The following is an 18652-nucleotide window of genomic DNA, read 5'->3' as shown; positions in this document are numbered from 1 at the left end:
CTTACAGGCTCCTTACGTCTTCGATACCGGCCTGCTTGAGAATCTGTACCGCGTTGGTTTTTACCACGTCGTCGGCAAAACCGGCGTCTTTGAAGACTACGCGCATAATTTCTGGATTCAGTTCGCCTTTGAGCTTGGCAATGCCTTCCACTACGTCGAGGGTAATATCGTCCGACAGACAGATCATCAGCGCACCCATGCCGATATCAAAGACTTTATGACCCGCCACGCTATGTTCGGTAATCGGCAAGGTCAGATCCAGACCGTACTTCAGCAGCACCTCGTAAAGCACATCCTCTTCTTTACGACCCTGCTTGATATTGGAGATTTGATCTTCCAGATCCTGCTCCGTGAGATCAAAGTCCATCTCCCAGGGCTTGATATTGGTAGAGTCGAGTTTGAAGACTTTGAAGCCAAGATCACCCTTATAATCTGGGTTTTCTTCTTTGATTTTGGCGGCAGCACGGCGGATACGTTCTTTACCAATTTCAGCGATGGTTTTATAGCCAGCCTTGAAAGCCTCAGAATCGTCTGATGTCAATTCGGGCAGCTGGATCATTACGAATTTTCTTTGCCCTCTATCTTTAACATTTAATTGCATTACGGCCTGTGCTGTAGGAGCTGTACCTGAAAAGAAGTCTAAAACTATTGATCTTTCGTCAGTAGATACTTGAAGCATTTGATTAATTAAACTCGAAGGTTTAGGTGTATCAAAAACAGCTTTTCCATCAAATAACTTAGTAAGCTCTCTTTTTGCGGAATCATTATTACCAACATTTTTTGCCCACCACATTGATTCAATGGTAAGCCCTTGCTGCCCCTCATTGAGGAATTTCTTTATGCGAGGAACTCCATCACCATCAGATCCAAACCAAATCCGATTATCACTAATGGCTTCTTGCATTTTTTGATATGTATAACGCCAACATGAGCCTGATGGTGGATCAACTTCTCTTCCGGATGGCGTTGTAAGTGTATAGAATTGATTTTTCGTTCCATGACCTGCTTGCGCAATTGCAGGAACAGATGTCCATACCCCTCTTGGGTCATTATCAGGATTTTTATATCTACTTATTGCTTCGTCATCCATAGGTAATAAACCTATAACTCGCTCTGATAAAGATGCATTCCTACAGTAACACAAAACATGATCATGCCTGTTAGATACAATCTTTCTATTTTCTCTAGTTATACGTTTTTCCCACAAAAAATTTGCAATGAAATTTTCCTCACCGAAGATCTCATCACAGATTTTTCTTAAGTTGGAGACTTCTCCATCATCAATACTGATAAATATTATTCCATCATCTTTTAATAGATTGCGAGCCAATTTCAGCCTTGGGTAAATCATATTTAACCAGTCAGTGTGATAACGGCCATTGGTTTCTGGATTGTTAGAAAGATTGCGGCCTTCACCATCCACCTGTCCGGTAATCTCTTTGTAATTTTTGATATTGTCTTTAAAGTTATCTTTATAAACAAAATCCTTACCGGTGTTATACGGTGGATCGATATAGATCATTTTTACTTTTTTGTGATAGCTCTTTTGCAGCAGCTTCAGCACTTCAAGGTTGTCGCCTTCGATAAACAAGTTCTGAGTGGTATCCCAATCGACAGACTCTTCTTTGCAGGGGCGTAAGGTACCGGTACTTGGGGTTTGTGCCAGCATGCGGGCTTTGCTTTTGCCATTCCAGGTAAAGCTGTAACGCTCTTCGCGGCCATCAATGTAGCCACCCAGCACTTCTTTTAAAGCATCAAAATCCACTTTACCTTCGGTAAATATCTCCGGAAATAGTTCTTTGAGTTTGCTGATATTGTCAGCAACTATGTCCATGCTTTTTGAGTCCACTTCTGGGATAACGTTTTTCACTGTATTTCCTTTTGATTCTTTTGCTTTCGGCTTATTTCAGCTTCTACTATTTCAATTCGTTTACAGGCTTTCAGCGGTCTGCCTGAGCCGCTGTTCCTGCTGTTTAATCTGGGTATTCAACACAACCTGCTGGCTGAACTCGGCCTGTTTTATCTGGGCGCGTAGTTTTTTAATGTCCTGCTCGATTTGACGGTAATGTTGCAATTGTTGCCGCTGCTGCTCTGCAGCTTCGCCATTCACTAAACCATCCATCAAACAAAAGCGCCCACTGACTTCAGCACACTGAAGCGCTTGTACACGGCACATAAAGGCTTGGTAGAACTGCCAGAAATTACTGTGCGGCAAGCTGGTAAAGTTCAGGCTGTTAAAAAACGCTTGTTCACTTTGAATCTTGCAGCCCAACCCTAGCCAAGGTGATAGCTGTAACTCTTCAATGACCCACTTTGCTTGATCCGCTCTGTTTATGCGCTTGTCCGCCAGGCAGATAGCCAGTTGTTCTTTGTCGTGTTGTTCTTTGTCGTGTTGTTTTTCGCGTACGTTTGAATCCGAATCGCCAGTGACCTCTGTGCCTTTGTTTTCAGCGTGCACAAAGAAAATTACTAATGGGTAAGGTATCGCCCTGTTGATCAGCTGACCAATTCGTTCTGCGCTTTTGGTATTGCTTAATTCCACGTGCAGAAAGGCCAGCTCACCATAGTCGCGCAGGTCGTCACTAAAAGGCGCGATATTGATGGTGCTGGGCTTTAGGGTGTAGAGCCAGCGGATTTTATCAACATCGTCCTTCAGAGCCTTTTTGTCTTTAGCGTCTAGGTCGGCGTGCTCCTGAAACATCTTTTTGAACAGGGGTTTATTGAGCACACAGCTATTGGGCACGTTCAAGCCTTCCAGAAAGGCTTCGAATTGTGGCAAGCCTAACCCCATATCAGACATCACGCTCTCCTTGACCTTCTGTTCCCTGAGTAGCGGCTGTCAATATCAGGTAGGACACCACCATAAAGTCTTCAATGCCCTGACTGGAGGTGGCGGTAAGTACGGTACCGCCTTTGGCAAACAGGCTTTCAATGCCTTTTTCTTCGCTCTTCCCGGCAATGCTATCTACGGCGACAGCTAATAGGTGCTGAAAGTGGCTCATATCACGCCCGTGGCGTGTCATGCGGTTAACTTCGGTGATGGCGGGTTGATCGGGCGCTTTGTGCTTAAAGGCTTCACGCTTGAGCAGATCGAGTATCTTTTTACTTTGGGTGAAGTTCAGCTCAACCACAGTGCTGCCTTCGGCATCAGCGGTCACGTAGATCAGGAAGTAAGGTGCCAGCGGGTAATTATCATCTACCTGAACCGCTTCTTTACCGCTGCGGATATTCTTCAGGCAGAAGATGACGCCGGGTTTGATGCCATCGGCGACCATATCTTCGTCAATGCTGACGGCGGCATACAGCCCTAGCGGTGTATGCTCAAGCGTTGCGAGACGGGCCTTGTCGTTCATGTAGCCTGACAGATCCATGCGGAAGTCATTGAGGGTAAGGTCAGTAATGGATACACCACCGCTCATGTCCTCCAGATCGACTACTGCGTCTTTGAGTTGCTGTAGTTGTCTGCGCCGGTATTCAAGGTCATTCATGTCATTGGCGTTTTCATCGATGACGTTCTCTTCGCCAGTTGCAGATATATCCAGCAACACCATACGCCCCGAGACACGCGCTTCCAGATTGATGTATTCATCCAGCTCCATGTTGGGCCAGAAGTTGATGAGCTGGATTTGCATGTTTTTACTGCCAAGACGGTCGATACGGCCAAAACGCTGAATGATACGTACCGGATTCCAGTGAATGTCGTAGTTGATGAGCGTATCGCAATCCTGCAGATTCTGACCCTCACTGATGCAGTCGGTGGCTATCAGTAAATCCAGTTCGGTCGTGGCAGTTGGGTCTACTTTGCTGCGCTCTTTGGATACCGGCGAGAAGGCGGTAAGAATATTGTTGAGGTCAGAGCCTAAGCCCGCCATGGTAGTTTTATTGGTACCGCCGCCCGTTACCAATGCAGTATGAATGCCCAGTTCGGAATGTGCCCATTGCGCCAGATGGGCATACAGGTATTGGGCGGTATCGGCGAACGCGGTAAACACGATCACCTTTTTATTGCCGGGATTTAGCGGGTTAGCCACCTTGCTGGCAATAGTTTGTTTAAGCTGAGCCAGCTTTGCATCACGAGCAGCACTCACTCGTTGTGCAGTATCAGCAATGTAAGTCAGAAACTCGCGGTCGGCCTCCAGTTCCTGCCGGAAGCGAATCAGATCCATATCCTGCAGCAACACTTTGGTCTTGTTGCCCACCATGTAACTTTCCAGTTCGGTGGACTCCAGTTCAAAGTCGTGGATATCCTCGATATTCAGCTCCGTCAGATCTTCTGATTCGTGGGCATCAATTTTGGCCAGCAGTCGGTCAACCTGCTGAGCAAGCTTGGTGGCCGTCAGCGTGAACGAGTGAATTGAGCTTTCCATTCGCTTGAGCAAGTTGACGCGCATGAGGTGAATCAGGCTTTCTTCACGGTCTACTTGTTTGAATACACCTTTACCACCTCCCACGGCTTTATCATAACGACGGGCGTATTCGGCTTTTTTGGTTTCGCGCACGAATTTCAACGGCGAATAACCCGCCAGGGATAGCCGCCGGATGGTTTTATTGACGTCTTTTAACGGCGGAAACTCGCTTGAGGCGTCGATGTTGGCATAGATGTTTTTTGGTGGCAAGCGAGTTGGGAAGCGGCCGATATCTTCGGTGCCATAGTACTTTTCGATGTGTTTGCGGGAACGGGCAATGGTCACGATATCGAGAAGTTTGAAGTAGTCAAAGCTCATGATGTCGAGTAAAGACGCCGTGGTACGCTTTTCGACCGGCTCACTGACCCACTGATTAAATTGCTTCTGGGCAAGCCGCAGGGTGTTTTCAATATTTTTGATACCCTGTTCGGCAAAGGCATCATCCCGACCTTCAGTAATGAAGGCGACCTGATTTTTCAGATCGTTCATGCGATTGTTGACCGGCGTTGCCGACAACATCAGCACTTTGGTTTTCACGCCTGAGCGGATAATGTCGTTCATCAGGCGTTCATAGCGGCTTTTACCTTCCGCCTTGCTCGGTGTGTTACGGAAGTTATGGGATTCGTCGATGACCACCAGGTCGTAATTGGCCCAGTTCAGTGTCTCCAGATTGATTTCGCCCGAGTAGCCTTTCGGTCGGGTCAGATCGGTATGGTTCAGTACATCGTAATTAAAGCGGTCAGTTGCGAGCAGATTGCGCTTATCGTTGACCGTGTACATGGTCCAGTTGTCACGAAGCTTTTTCGGGCATAGAACAAGCACCCGATCGTTACGCAGTTCGTAGTATTTGATCACAGCCAAGGCTTCAAAGGTTTTACCCAAACCCACGCTGTCGGCAATGATGCAGCCGTTGTGCTTTTCGAGCTTGTCTATTGCACCCAGCACTCCGTCTTTCTGGAATTTGTAGAGTTTGTTCCAGACTAGGGTATCTTTAAAGCCAGTTTTACTGCGGATGATGTTGTCTTCGTCGATGTCTTCGAGGAAGTCTTTGATCAAATGAAATAGCGTGAGGAAATAGATAAAACTGGCCGGTTGATCGACTGCGATTGCATCCAGTTTGGCAATCAGATTATTCTTAATATCACGAAAATTCTGTGAGTCAGCCCAGACATTATCAAACCACGTCAAAAGCTGCCGGGTGCTCTCAGGGTCAGACAAGCCCATGTTCATGTGCAGGGAGTCGGAGCGCACGTCACCGAGCCCAGTTGGACTGAGCGTGGCACTGCCGCTGATGGCAAAACTTTGCTCGGTAGCCCCAAGATGAATAATATTCTGACCCGGCTGAGGCCGCACACTGGCTTTCACTTCAGCCTTGTTTGCCAGCCATTGCGAGAACTCACTGGCGATGCGTTTTTGTTGCAGCTGATTCAGCAGGAGAACGTCCGAATCAGAACCAACTAGGTTCTGCAGATTGAGCGAATCCCATTCGCTGAAAATAATCCTTGCAGACTCCAGCTGCTTCAACTCGTGCTTCAGCGAGGCAAAACCGTATAAGGTAAACAGGCTGGACAGAACAGAGAGCCTGGAACCAGAAAAGGTATATTTTTTCAGTTCGTTACCAACGTGGCCGCTGGTTTTGTTATCCAGTAACACCCAAAAATTCCCTATTATTGTCTGTCATTCTTTTGTTCTTCTATCCACTTTTCGATGTCTTCACGCTTGAAACGCCAGGATGTGCCCACTTTGAAGGCAGGTATTTTCACTGACATTGCCATACGGTAAACAGTTCGCTCGTTGAGCTTGAGGTACGACGCGACATCCTTGACGGTCATTATTTGCTCACTCATTTGCGTTATCCGTACTCTGATGAGGATAATGTTTCAGTGTCGAAATAGTACAAGGTTGTCATCATACGATCAACATTATCACCCGTTGTCAAGCAGATAGAAGCCATCCAGGTCAGGGGTGAATGACTAGGAATTACTACCTAGGGGGGGGCATACATCTACGCCAATCGAGTTAGCTCCAAGACAGGGACATCGTATAATTCTTGTGTAATGCAATTATGGATACTGTCATCGTCAAGGTACTTCGCCAGCTTGTTAATGGCGCTCACCGGGTATCGCTTCAGTTCAACAGCTATCTGCCGGACAGTGCAGCCATAATCAATCGTGTCATAAAGAGCATCTTCGTCATGCTTTATCCAAGTTTTTCCGAAGTTCTCGGGGAATTGAAGTTCACCAGTCATATATCGGTGATAGAAGTCTGACAGCTCTCCCATAACACCTATGAGACGCCACCATCCTGATTCAGGTGCTGGTATCGCCCAGATCGGGGCCATAAGTACCATCTCAGTCCTTCAAGTTGCAGTAGGGAATTGTATTTGCTTATTTTTTTATAACTAACTCAGGGTGATTTCAAATCGCTTCCCAATGTTTTCTTCTTATCGTTCCACATATGCTTGTCAATAGCCCAGTCGATAGATTTAAGACTACCTCAGCGTGATTATAATCGAATCGCACGGGGCAGCGACAAACTATGGTAGAGGATATTGAGCAGCGCATCTACGCCTTAGCCAGACGCTATAACGGCGTTTATCTGATGAATAACGAAGCGAAGCAGAAATTACTGAATGCAAAAACTGATTTGGATACTGACATGCAGCTTGATGTCACTGAAGCAGAAGATTTAATGGAAGAATTTTTTAAAGAATTTGATGTTGATAGAGGGAATTTTAACATAAACACCTACTACCCTGATGAGCCTTTTTCATGGAATCCATTCAAAAAATTCCCGGTGGTGATGGTTCCAGATTTCACTATTGGAATGCTTATCGAATCCGCAAAAGCGGGCAAATGGTTATACGACTAAAACGCAAGGAGCAATAGAATGGCCGTACCTGTACATCTCTTTTTTACCAATGACGGCGGCACAATGATTTGTGGTTCTTGTGACGTTGCACAAAGGGAGGGAAGTATTGAGCTAAGAGGATTACAACATAACCTCAGCCTGCCAACCGACTCGGCAACGGGAAAGGTCACTGGCACTCGCCAACATTCGCCGTTTCAGTTTACCAAGGAATTGGATAGCTCCTCGCCCTATCTGTTCAAAGCGGCAGCAACGGGTCAGACCCTTAAAACGGCTGAATTCAGGTTTTACCATATTAACTATTCCGGGCAGGAGGAGTATTACCGAATCACGCTCGAGAACGTTAAGGTCATTTCTGTGAGTCCAGTAATGTACGACACCCGAGGCTGTCCGGGGACGGGGCATATGGAGGAAGTGGCGTTTAATTATGAGAAGATTACCCATTTGTACAAGGACGGTAACTTGTTAGCGCACGACGCGTGGAACGAACGTCCAACATCGGGTTCCGCTGCTTGATTCTATGTTGAACTTGCCCGCCAGCGTTTCGTTTGTGCGGGCAGGGAATATCATTCTTTATTCCTTTTCGTAAATGATGGCCGAAACATCATAAAAATAACCCACGCGAACATTCCAATAATCTTCATAGGCCAGGGTTCAAACACATCCAGACACACAATTGCGCCAATAACTAATAGCGGACCTTCTATCAGTTCAGCTATCCCCCCTAAAATATGTAACTTATGAGGCAGTGCCCGATTAAGTAATGTCGCAATAAGGTGTGCACTTCCTAATATGATTGTTATTGCGATTGTACGGTCCTCCCAGTTATCAAAACCAACCAAAAAAATGAGGCATGTAGCCAGTACATAACCACAGAATAATATATTCAGCATGTAAATAATAAACTTGCCCATAGCATTTACCGAGACGGTTAAAAAATAAAGAGTCTATGAATATATCGCTCTTAACAGAATGACAAACGAAAATGGCTAATAATGCATTTAAGAATTTTTTGCGCCTCGCTTATTTACGCAATAATCAAGTTAGCGGCTTCATGCCAATCCCCCGCACTTCACCGCTAAACCTACTTTAACTAAACACTGGCACCCCCAGCCCAACCTTCACCTCCCTTAACGTCGCCTGCGTCACCCCTTGCGCCCGTTCGGTCCCGCGCTTCAGCATCGCCATCAGCTCGCCCTTATCCTGCATATACATCGCCCTCCGCTCCCGCATCGGCGCAATCAGCTCCTGCAGGCACGCCTCCAGCTCGTTCTTACAAACCCGGTCACCCAGCCCGCCCGCCTGATAGTGCGCCTTCATCGCCGCCACTTTCTCCTTGTCCGGATGAAACGCGTCGAGGTAGGTAAACACCACGTTCCCCTCAATCTGCCCCGGGTCGCTCACCTTCAGGTGGTTCGGGTCGGTGTACATGGCGCTGACCGCACGGTGAATGGTCTCTTCGCTGGCCGAAAGGTGCAGCGTGTTGCCCAGCGATTTCGACATCTTGGCGCTGCCGTCGATGCCGGGCAGGCGGCTGGTATCGCTCAGCATCGCCTTGCAGTGGCGCAGCACCGGAGCGGGCAGCAGGCTGTTCATCTTGTGGACGATCTCGTTGGTCTGCTCAATCATCGGAAGCTGGTCGTCTCCGACGGGCACGCACTCGGCCTTGAACGCGGTGATGTCCGCTGCCTGGCTGATGGGGTAGGCCATAAACCCGACCGGCAGCGAGCGGGCAAAGCCTTTCTGCGCAATCTCGTTTTTCACCGTCGGGTTACGCTCCACGCGGGCGACGGTGACGATGTTCATATACAGCATCGTCAGCTCGGCGAGGGCGGGCAGGGCGGACTGCAGGCAGACGGTGGTCAGGTTCGGGTCGATGCCCGCGGCGAGGTAGTCGGCCAGCACTTCGGGAATGTTGTCGCGAATTTTTTGCGGGTTGCTACCGTTGTCGGTCAGCCCCTGAAGGTCGGCAATCAGCACAAACTGGCTGTGCGTCTGCTGGAGCGCCACGCGCTGGCGCAGCGATCCGACGAAGTGGCCGAGGTGCAGCGGGCCGGTTGGGCGATCGCCGGTGAGGATGGTTTGCATGTTCATAAAGACTCCTTAATGTGCAGTTGCCGAAAGGGGTCTTAGAAATGTGAAAGCCGCCTTTCGGCGGCTATCTGAAAATGGGAAAAACTACTCCGTGCCGCCTTTAAGAAGGCAGCCACCAGCGGTTTACGGTGAGCACGGCGTGGTTTATGTTCATCTCTTTACCGTATCACGTCCGGCGCGAAAAACAAAAGGGCACGTCATGCTGCAATCTCTCAATCATCTGACCCTCGCGGTCAGCGACCTGCAAAAAAGCGTCACCTTCTGGCACGAGCTGCTGGGGCTGACCCTGCACGCCCGCTGGAATACCGGGGCCTATCTCACCTGCGGCGATCTGTGGGTCTGCCTGTCGTACGACGAGGCGCGCCAGTATGTGCCGCCGCAGGAGAGCGACTACACCCACTACGCGTTTACCGTCGCGGAAGAGGATTTTGAACCGTTCTCGCAAAGGCTTAAGCAGGCGGGCGTCACCGTCTGGAAGCAGAACAAAAGCGAGGGGGCGTCGTACTATTTTCTCGACCCGGACGGGCACAAGCTGGAGCTGCACGTGGGCAGCCTCGCCGCGCGGCTGGCGGCGTGTCGCGAGAAGCCCTACGCGGGCATGGTGTTTACCTCAGACGAGGCTTGAGGCGCGCACCTTCAGCCTGCCCGCCAGCGTCACGTGCGTGGCGGCATCTTCCTGATTGCACAGGTACTCCACCGCCAGCCGTCCCAGCTCGCTGTAGGGCAGCTGGATACTGGTCAGCGGCGGGGTGAGCTGCTCGGAGATCTTCTGGTCGTCGTAGCCCGCCAGCAGCATGTCCTGCGGGATGCGCACGCCGTTCACCGCCAGCGCCTGATAGCAGCCAATCGCCAGCCAGTCGCTGGCGCAGAAGATGGCGTCCGGGCGCTCGTTCAGCTCCAGCAGAGAAGTCGTGGCGGTAAAGGACTCGCTGAACTGCCAGTTGGTTTGGCGCACCAGGCTGTCGTCGCACGCCAGTCCGGCCTGCTGTAATGCCGCCTGGTAGCCCGCCAGACGCTGGCGCGAGGCCTCCATCCAGCTCTCCCCGGTGATGTGGGCGATGCGCGTGGCCCCGCAGGCGATGAGGTGTTTAGTCACCTGAAAAGCGTTGGCGTAGTCGTCCGGGATAAACGACGGCAGCAGCGGCGAGCCGGGGTCGCGCTGGTTGAGCAGCACCAGCGGGATGCGGGTGCACTCCTGGAACGCCGTCATGTCCACCAGCGTGGTGACCGGAGACGCGAGAATAATCCCGATGCAGTTACGCTTCTCCAGCTGGCGGATTATGTTCAGCGCCAGCTCGATGTCGTCGCCGTAGTCGTAGACGGTGAGCAGTGTCTCGTTGCGCCACGCCGCTTCCCGCGCCTGGCTGATGGCGTCGATAAACGGGTCGAAACTCTGCATGGAGCTCACCAGCAGGGCGATCTCTTCCTGGTTGCGCGGAGCGTGAACGGCGGGGAGGCGGTCGTAGCCGAGCTCGGTAGCCACGTTAATCACCCGCTGGCGGGTGTCGTCGCTGAGCTTGATGTTGCGGGACTGGTTAAGCACCAGCGATACCGTCGCCTGCGACACGCCCGCCGCCCGCGCAATATCGTTCATCGTCACTTTCGTTTTTCGCTTCATCCGTCCTCTCCCTTTCGCGATTTCGCATCATACCCTAACCGCACGCTTTAGCGCCGTCGATCACGTTTCTCATTCATCGAAGCGTGAACTTTGTGAGAGCCGTCGCTTTTCGGTGCGCCGTGATTTGCGCATTTATCCCGCAACTAATATTTATTAGCTAAATATTATCAGTAAGAGGACGCGTAATGAAAGAGCAGTGGAGCAGGGAGCAGGCACAGGCGTGGTACGAGCAAAAAGGCTGGCTGTGCGGGTTCAACTATCTGCCGTCGACGGCGGTGAACTGGACCGATATCTGGCAGGAAGAGACCTTCGATGCCAGCACCATCGAGCGCGAGCTGGGCTGGGCGGCGGACGCGGGCTATAACACCTTGCGCATCAACCTGCCGTTTATCGTCTGGGAGCACGACCGCGACGGACTGATGGCGCGCATCGACCGGTTTTTGACGATTGCCGACGGTCACGGGTTCAGCACCATGCTGACCCTGATGGACGACTGCGGCTTCTCCGGCGACGAGCCGTACCTCGGCCCGCAAAAGCCACCGGTGCCGGGCAAGCACAACAGCCAGGCGGCGGCGAGCCCCGGTCGCGATAAGGTGTGCGATCCGGACTGCTGGCCGCAGATTGAGTACTATATCCGCGACGTTGTTCGCCAGTTCCGCGACGATAAGCGCGTCCTGCTGTGGGATCTCTATAACGAGCCGGGCAACCGCGGCATTTTCGCGACCGGCACGCAGGAGGTGCAGTACGACGCGAAGCTGGAGACCTGCGCCCATGAGCTGATGAAGCTGGCGTTCCGGTGGGTGCGTGAGGAGGACCCGACCCAGCCGCTTACCGTCTGCGCCTGGCGTCTGCCGCCGGAAGAGGAGGGCGAGACGTTCTTCCGGCATCCGCTGGACCAGACCGCGCTGGCGCTCTCGGACGTGGTGAGCTTCCACGCCTACACCCACACGGGGCGCATGACGGCGATTATTCAGCAGCTGCAACAGCTTGGTCGCCCGCTGTTCTGCACCGAATGGCTGGCGCGCCACGTGGGCAGCACGATGGAAGAGCAGCTTCCGCTGATGTACGCGGCGAAGGTCGCGCCGTACCAGTGGGGGCTGGTACGCGGCAAAACCCAGACGTGGCTGCCGTGGCCGGTGGTGATGAAGGAGTCCACGGACTACTGCCGCCTCTGGTTCCACGACGTGTTCGAGGAGAACGGCATTCCGTTCTCGCGCCGTGAAATCGCCCTGATGCAGCAGCTGCGCAAGATCGCCCCGCAGGCACAAGGCTAATAATATCGACCCGGCGGCCGACCGCCGGGCAACCAGGCAGGCATATAACAATGGCAACGACAATGAAAATACCGTCTCGCGAGCTGTGGTCTTATTTTGGTTATGGTTTAGGTCAGTGTTTTAGCTTTGGTTTAGTGGGTTCGTTTATTAACTATTTTTACACCGACGTGCTGGGGATCTCGGCGCTGGCGGCTAGCACAATCTTCCTGATTGCCCGCGCGTGGGACGCGGTTCACGATCCGCTGTTTGCCAGCATTATGGACACCATTAACAGCCGGTTCGGCAAGTTTCGCCACTTTTTGCTGATTGCGCCGCTGTTGATTACCGGCGTCACGCTGCTGTCGTTCTATAAAATCGAAGCGGACATGACCACTAAAATCCTCTACGCCGGGGTGACGTATATTCTGTGGGGGACGCTGTATGCCATCTCCGATATCCCGTTCTGGTCGATGTCGTCGGTGATGACCAACGACTCCGCCCAGCGTACCCGCGCGGTGACGGCGGCGATGCTCGGGGTGAACGCGGGGATTGCCTGCGCCAACATCTTCTTCCCGAAGCTGGCGGCGTTCTTCGCCCAGTACAGCAACGATAAAGGCTACTTTATGGCGGCGCTGGTGATGATGCTGGTGGGCCTGCCGCTGATGCTCAACGGCTTTATGCAGATCAAAGAGCGCGTGCCGCCGAGCCCGGAAAAGGTGACCATCCGCGACACCTTCCACAACCTGCGCCAGAACAAGCCGCTGTTTATCGTCCTGCTGTCGTTCTTTTTCTGCGTGTTCCACAACGTGGCGGGCGGGCTGTATATCTACTTCTTTATCAACAACCTGGGCGACGGCAGCCTGCAGATGGCGATTGGCGTGATGGGGATCGTGGCGGCGGTGCTGTGCCTGGTCGCCCCGATGCTGACGCGCCGGATGCAGAAGCGGAAGCTGTTTATGATCCTCTGCGGGCTGGACGTGGCGGTGCGCGTGGTGATGTGGTTTGTCGGCTATCAGCAGGTGACGATGCTGTTTATTCTGCTCGGCCTGAGCACGCTGTTCGTGATGATGACCAACATCCTCACCTCGTCGATGATTGCCGACACCATCGAGTACGCGGAGTACCACACCCACAAGCGCTGCGCGGCGATCACCTTCTCCGGGCAGACCTTTACCGGCAAGATGTCGGTGGCTGTGGGCGGCGGGCTTATTGGTGTGTTTCTGACGATGATTGGCTACGTGCCGCAGGCGCAAATCCAGAGCGAAGGTGTGCTGTCGGGGCTGTTCTTCGGGATTTGCCTGCTGCCGGCGATTGGTTCGCTGATCCGCATGGGCTTTATGTCGCGCTTTACCTTCACCGAGGAGAAGCATGCGGAGATTTGTCGGCTGCTGGCGGAGCGGAACGCGTCTGCGAAAGCGCCGGGTGGCGGCTGCGCCTTACCCGGCCTGGAAAAAATTACAGCGACTTCACAAACGCCAGCAGATCTTCGTTGAGCTGATCCTGGTGGGTCAGCGCGAAACCGTGCGGCGCGTTGTCGTACACCTTCAGCGTGGCGTTTTTGATCATCTCTGCCGCCAGCTTGCCGGTGCTTTCAAACGGCACGATCTGGTCGTTGCTGCCGTGAATCACCAGCGTCGGTACGTCGATTTTCGCCATATCCGGGCGGAAGTCGGTTTCGCCGAACGCGGTCACGCAGTCGATGGTGCCCTTCAGCGACGCCAGCAGGGCGATGTTCAGCGTCTGGGTCAGGGCACCGGCGGAGACGGTCTGCCCGGCGTTGGTGCCGTAGAACGGCGTCGCGAAGTCGCTGATGAACTGGGCGCGATCTTTACGCAGCCCGTCGCGAATGCCGTCGAATACGCTCTGATCCACACCCTGCGGGAAGGTATCCGATTTGCCGAAGATTGGCGTGACCGCGCCCAGCAGCGCCAGACCGGCGACGCGTGCGCTGCCGTAGTTGTTGATGTAACGGGTCACGTCGCCGCCGCCCATGGAGAAGCCCACCAGCGTGACGTCCTGAAGGTCCAGGGTGGTAATCAGATCGTTGATGTCGGACGCAAAGGTGTCGTAGTCGTAGCCGTTCCACGGCTGATCCGAGCGGCCAAAGCCGCGACGGTCAAAGGCGATGGCGCGGAAGCCGCGCTCGGCCAGGTAGTTCAGTTGGCTGTCCCACATGTCGCCATCCAGCGGCCAGCCGTGGCTGAACAGAACCGGTTTACCCGCGCCGCAGTCTTTGTAGTAAATCTGCGTGCCGTCTTTTGCCTTAAACGTTGCCATAGTGTCTTCCTCTACAGGTGATTGTTATGTTTAAACCGGCGCGACCAGATAGCGAATTGCCGGTGATGTTGTGCCCTGATGAAAAGCCAGAACGCGGCTCTGCAGCAGGAGGTCATTCATGGTGTGGCGCTCCTGCTGGCGCAGATGCTCAATCCAGGAGCCCATCAGGAAGGTCTCGATAAACAGACCGGGGCGCTCAATATCCTCATACACCGCCCAGCTCATCGCCCCGGCGCGGCGGCGCACCCGGCGCAGCTCGTGTACCGCCTCCAGGAAGGCCTTCGCGTTGTGCGGGTCGATGATGTACTCGTGCGATACCAGCACCGGGCCACGCTCGTTGGGCAGCTCAATCTCCACGCCGTCCAGCGGCTGGCCGCTCAGGTCGAGGTTTAAATCAGGATCTTTCTCCAGCTTCCAGCGGAACACCGTTGCGCTTGCCAGCACCATCCCCAGCGTGGCGACCACCAGCGAGGTTGGGGTGCCGAACTGCGAGGCGATTTGCCCCCAGATGGCGCTGCCCGCGGTCATCGAGCCGAAGAATACCGTCAGGTAGACCGCCAGCGCGCGGGCCTTCACCCAGCGGGCGGCGCTGCGCTGCGCGCCGAGGTTGAGGGTGGAGAGCACCGCAATCCACGCGAAGCCGGTGAAGAACTCAAACAGGTTCAGCAGCCAGACGTGGCGCACAAACGCCAGCGCCAGCATGGTGAGGGCAAAGGTCAGGCTGGCGGCCACCATCAGGCGGTCGGCGTTCAGCCGCTGGCGCAGGCGCGGCAGCAGGATCGCCCCGGCAATCGCCCCCAGGCCAATGCACGCCAGCATCACGCCGTAGCCCGCCGGGCCTAAGCCCAGCTCGCGGCGCGCCACCAGCGGCAGCAGCGCCCAGCCCGCACTGCCGAAAACGAAGAAGGCCACGGTGCGCACCAGCACGTTGCGCAGCACCGGGGCGGCGTGCACGTAGCGAATGCCGGAGCGCACCGCGGAGAAGAAGTGCTCCGGCGGCAGGCGCTGCACGGATGGCGCCGGACGCCAGCGCCACAGCACCCACGCCACGCCGACCACGGACAGCGCGTTCAGGGCAAACACCATCCACGGCCCGGCGAGCGACAGCAGAAAACCGCCCAGCGCGGGGCCAATCGCCCGGCTGATGTTCACCCCGAGCGAGTTCAGCGCCACGGCGGCACCCAGCTCCGGCTTGCTCACCAGATCGGGCACCACGGCCTGGAACGGCGGCGAGCTCATCGCCGCGCCCACGCTCAGCAGAAACGTCGCCACCAGCAGAACGGTAGGGGTAACGTGTCCGGTGAAGGAGAGCACCGTCAGTACGGCGGCGGCGATGAACACCCACAGCTGGGAGAAGAGCAGGTATTTACGTCGGTCGACGATGTCCGCCATCACCCCGGACGGCAGGGCGAAGAGGAACATCGGCAGGCTGCTGGCCGCCTGTACCAGCGCGATATCCAGCGGGTCGGCGCTCAGGCTCAGCATGCTCCAGTTGATGCCGACGTCGCTCATCCATGAGCCGACGTTAGAGACCACCGTGGCGATCCACAGCATGCGGAACACCGGCTGGCTCAGCGGCTGCCACGGCGAAACCGCCTGCGCGGGCGTCGTCTCGACGTGTGCGTCGCGAACGTCGTTAACCTGGGTCATGCGAACCTCTCCGTTGCCTTACGCAGCAGCCGCCACTGGCCCGGCCCGGTGAGGGCGAGAGTGGTGAAGATAATCAGCAGCAGCCAGCCAAACTGCCCTTCGGCAATCGACCAGTTCGGGTGGACCGCCAGCATCGCCACCAGCAGCACGGCGATAATCGGCAGGCACGCCAGCCGGGTGTACACGCCCGCAATGATAAACAGCGGGCAAATCACCTCGGCGACAATCGCCGGGATCAGGCTGGCGTAAGGCCCGAAGCCAAACGGATCTTCAATGCGCGTCAGCTCTTCGCTGAAGTGCAGCACCTTTGGCAGGCCGTGCACGTAGAGCAGCAGCAGGCTGCCGGTCAGGCGCAGGAAGAACAGCCCCAGGTCGACCCGGGGCGGCATAGTAGTGTTTTTCATCAGAATGCAAAGCAGCTGCAGCCCAGCGCCCCCCAGAAAGCGTTATCGTCGGACACCGGCATCTCTGACGTGCGGGCGAAATCATGCTGGTGGCTGTGAACCCCGCACGGGCCGCTGCAGTGGTGAATTGGGTTCATGCCAACGCGTGCGGCCTGCGGCGGCGCGCTGCGGTAGTGGCCCGGCACCTTCACCACCGGGGACCACTCGGGCAGAACCGGAATGGCCGGCGGCGCGAGCGGGCCAAAGCTGCCTGCGGCGTAGACGATATCGCCGTTGACCACCGTCAGGACGGATTCGATGCCCTTGATCTCCTCTTCCGGCACGCGGAAGTAGTCTTTGCTCAGTACTGCCAGGTCGGCGAGCTGGCCGACTTTGATCTGCCCTTTCTGATTTTGCTCGCTGGAGAACCACGCGCTGCCCTGGGTCCAGAGCATCAGGGCGGTGTCGCGATCCAGACGGGCGCTGTGATCGTACATCTGCATCCCGCCGACGGTGCGCCCGGAGACCAGCCAGTAGAGCGCGGTCCACGGGTTGTAGCTCGCCACGCGGGTAGCGTCCGTTCCTAAGCCCACCGGCACGCCGGTCTCCAGCATTTTCGCCACCGGCGGCGTGTGGCGGGTGGCTTCGATGCCGTAACGCTCGGCAAAGTACTCGCCCTGGAAGGCCATGCGGTGCTGCACGGCAATGCCGCCGCCCAGCGCTTTGATGCGGTCGATGTTGGCCTGGGTAACGGTTTCCGCATGGTCGAAGAACCAGTGCAGGCCGTTGAACGGAATGTCGCGGTTCACCTTCTCGAACACGTCCAGCATGCGGCTGATGGATTCGTTGTAGGTGGCGTGCAGGCGGAACGGCCAGCGGTGCTCCACCAGATGGCGCACCACGCGCTCCAGCTCGTCCTCCATGCCCGGCGCCAGGTCCGGGCGCGGTTCGAGGAAATCTTCAAAATCGGCGGCGGAGAAGACCAGCATCTCGCCCGCGCCGTTGTGGCGGAAGAAGTCGCTGCCCTGGCCGGGCGTGAGCATGTCGGTCCATTTTTCAAAGTCTTCCAGCTCGTGGCCCGGACGCTGGGTAAACAGGTTGTAGGCGATGCGGATGGTCATCTGCTTTTTCTCGTGCAGCTCGGCAATCACCTCATAATCTTCCGGGTAGTTCTGGAAGCCGCCGCCCGCGTCGATGGCGCTGGTCAGCCCCAGGCGGTTCAGCTCACGCATGAACTGACGGGTGGAGTTGACCTGCTGCTCCAGCGGCAGCTTCGGCCCTTTGGCCAGCGTGGCGTAGAGGATCATGGCGTTCGGACGGGCAATCAGCATCCCGGTCGGATTGCCGTTGGCGTCGCGCTGGATCTCGCCGCCCGGCGGGTTGGGCGTGTCTTTGGTGTAGCCGACCACCTTCAGCGCGGCGCGGTTGAGCAGGGCGCGGTCGTACAGGTGCAGGATGAAGACCGGGGTATCCGGCGCGGCGTCGTTAATTTCGTCCAGGGTCGGCATGCGGCGCTCGGCAAACTGGAACTCGGTCCAGCCGCCCACCACGCGCACCCACTGGGGTGACGGCGTGCGCAGAGCCTGCTCTTTCAGCATCCGCAGGGCGTCGGCCAGGGACGGCACGCCTTCCCAGCGCAGCTCAAGGTTGTAGTTCAGCCCGCCGCGAATGAGGTGCAGGTGCGAGTCGTTCAGGCCGGGGATGGCGGTGTGGCCTTTTAAGTCGACCACTAAGGTGGCGTCGCAGTGGTGCTGCATCACCTCGGCGACGGTACCCACTTCCAGAAATTTTCCGTCGCGCACGGCAACGGCTTCCGCGACAGGATTTTCGCGATCGACGGTGTGAAACTGGCCGTTAACCAGAATGAGATCGGCTTTACCGAGGGTAACCATAACTGCTCCTGACTGAGAGGGGGAATGGTCAGGATTATGGGAACCGGTTTCGGCAAAGATCCAGTTATACAATAGGATAGGTATACCAAAGTATAACTATACCTAAGGTTAACTATACGAAGAGATAATTACGCGCGGCGACGGAAAACCGCAGGATGAGGGTGACTTTATCGTCGTGGCACTCACGGCGATTTCTACCCTTAACCACTGG

The 18652-nt window shown here is 55.1% G+C and carries 16 protein-coding genes; 5 read left to right on the top strand and 11 right to left on the bottom strand.

Annotated elements, in window-relative coordinates; translation table 11 throughout:
• Position 1 precedes the first annotated feature (1 nt).
• The 5 genes from AB8818_RS14520 to AB8818_RS14500 form a co-directional block, all read right to left on the bottom strand.
• Positions 2-1870, bottom strand: coding sequence for a site-specific DNA-methyltransferase (locus AB8818_RS14520; protein WP_316387666.1), 1869 nt, complete (start codon positions 1868-1870; stop codon positions 2-4).
• 60 nt (positions 1871-1930) lie between these two features.
• Positions 1931-2800: a DUF4391 domain-containing protein gene (locus AB8818_RS14515; RefSeq protein ID WP_192981840.1), complete on the bottom strand. Its 870-nt coding sequence runs from the start codon at positions 2798-2800 to the stop codon at positions 1931-1933.
• Complete coding sequence (locus AB8818_RS14510; protein WP_371199912.1) at positions 2793-6059, bottom strand: helicase-related protein; 3267 nt, start codon at positions 6057-6059, stop codon at positions 2793-2795. The genes AB8818_RS14515 and AB8818_RS14510 overlap by 8 nt, the downstream gene beginning before the upstream one ends.
• 14 nt (positions 6060-6073) lie before the next feature.
• The gene (locus AB8818_RS14505; protein ID WP_001596455.1) at positions 6074-6253 is read right to left on the bottom strand and encodes a helix-turn-helix domain-containing protein; all 180 of its coding nucleotides are present in this window, start codon (positions 6251-6253) and stop codon (positions 6074-6076) included.
• 158 nt (positions 6254-6411) lie between these two features.
• Positions 6412-6747: a hypothetical protein gene (locus tag AB8818_RS14500; RefSeq protein WP_226857524.1), complete on the bottom strand. Its 336-nt coding sequence runs from the start codon at positions 6745-6747 to the stop codon at positions 6412-6414.
• A 197-nt stretch (positions 6748-6944) separates the two neighbouring features.
• Here AB8818_RS14500 and AB8818_RS14495 point away from each other — a divergent pair, with 197 nt between their 5' ends.
• The gene (locus AB8818_RS14495) at positions 6945-7277 is read left to right on the top strand and encodes a DUF1493 family protein (RefSeq protein ID WP_032625306.1); all 333 of its coding nucleotides are present in this window, start codon (positions 6945-6947) and stop codon (positions 7275-7277) included.
• Between the two features lie 18 nt (positions 7278-7295).
• Complete coding sequence (locus AB8818_RS14490; protein WP_192981845.1) at positions 7296-7790, top strand: type VI secretion system tube protein Hcp; 495 nt, start codon at positions 7296-7298, stop codon at positions 7788-7790.
• A 573-nt stretch (positions 7791-8363) separates the two neighbouring features.
• Here the strand turns inward: AB8818_RS14490 and trpS are convergent.
• Positions 8364-9368 (bottom strand): tryptophan--tRNA ligase, encoded by a 1005-nt coding sequence (trpS, locus tag AB8818_RS14485; protein ID WP_192981847.1) that lies wholly within the window; start codon positions 9366-9368, stop codon positions 8364-8366.
• A 199-nt stretch (positions 9369-9567) separates the two neighbouring features.
• Between trpS and fosA the strand changes: the two genes are divergently transcribed.
• Positions 9568-9993 carry a FosA/FosA2 family fosfomycin resistance glutathione transferase gene (gene fosA / locus AB8818_RS14480; RefSeq protein ID WP_192981850.1) on the top strand — a complete coding sequence of 142 codons (426 nt, stop codon included), beginning with the start codon at positions 9568-9570 and terminating at the stop codon, positions 9991-9993.
• Here fosA and AB8818_RS14475 read toward each other — a convergent pair.
• A complete protein-coding gene (locus AB8818_RS14475) occupies positions 9979-10986 on the bottom strand; it encodes a LacI family DNA-binding transcriptional regulator (RefSeq protein ID WP_192981853.1) in 1008 nt (335 codons plus the stop codon). The two genes, fosA and AB8818_RS14475, sit on opposite strands and share 15 nt — an antisense overlap.
• Positions 10987-11171: 185 nt before the next feature.
• On the opposite strand from AB8818_RS14475, the gene AB8818_RS14470 reads away from it, so the two are divergent.
• Both AB8818_RS14470 and AB8818_RS14465 read left to right on the top strand, forming a co-directional pair.
• The gene (locus AB8818_RS14470) at positions 11172-12260 is read left to right on the top strand and encodes a cellulase family glycosylhydrolase (protein ID WP_192981856.1); all 1089 of its coding nucleotides are present in this window, start codon (positions 11172-11174) and stop codon (positions 12258-12260) included.
• A gap of 50 nt (positions 12261-12310) precedes the next feature.
• Complete coding sequence (locus AB8818_RS14465; protein ID WP_116343931.1) at positions 12311-13732, top strand: MFS transporter; 1422 nt, start codon at positions 12311-12313, stop codon at positions 13730-13732.
• On the opposite strand, the gene AB8818_RS14460 is transcribed toward AB8818_RS14465, so the two are convergent.
• Genes AB8818_RS14460 through AB8818_RS14445 form a run of 4 tightly spaced genes read right to left on the bottom strand, consistent with a single transcriptional unit; the run spans position 13695 to position 18441 of the window.
• On the bottom strand, positions 13695-14516 hold the full coding sequence (locus AB8818_RS14460; RefSeq protein ID WP_023326627.1) for an alpha/beta fold hydrolase: 822 nt from the start codon (positions 14514-14516) through the stop codon (positions 13695-13697). The genes AB8818_RS14465 and AB8818_RS14460 overlap by 38 nt on opposite strands.
• Positions 14517-14546: 30 nt before the next feature.
• On the bottom strand, positions 14547-16166 hold the full coding sequence (locus tag AB8818_RS14455; protein WP_192981859.1) for an MFS transporter: 1620 nt from the start codon (positions 16164-16166) through the stop codon (positions 14547-14549).
• Positions 16163-16570 carry a DoxX family protein gene (locus tag AB8818_RS14450; protein WP_192981861.1) on the bottom strand — a complete coding sequence of 136 codons (408 nt, stop codon included), beginning with the start codon at positions 16568-16570 and terminating at the stop codon, positions 16163-16165. Before AB8818_RS14450 ends, AB8818_RS14455 begins: the two co-directional genes overlap by 4 nt.
• Positions 16570-18441, bottom strand: coding sequence for an amidohydrolase (locus AB8818_RS14445; RefSeq protein WP_302219253.1), 1872 nt, complete (start codon positions 18439-18441; stop codon positions 16570-16572). Before AB8818_RS14445 ends, AB8818_RS14450 begins: the two co-directional genes overlap by 1 nt.
• Positions 18442-18652: the final 211 nt, after the last annotated feature.

The organism is Enterobacter sp. KB-280D8, assembly GCF_041399405.1.
In the GTDB taxonomy this organism is placed as follows: domain Bacteria; phylum Pseudomonadota; class Gammaproteobacteria; order Enterobacterales; family Enterobacteriaceae; genus Enterobacter; species Enterobacter cloacae_N.
This window is presented reverse-complemented; position numbering and strand designations above follow the sequence as displayed.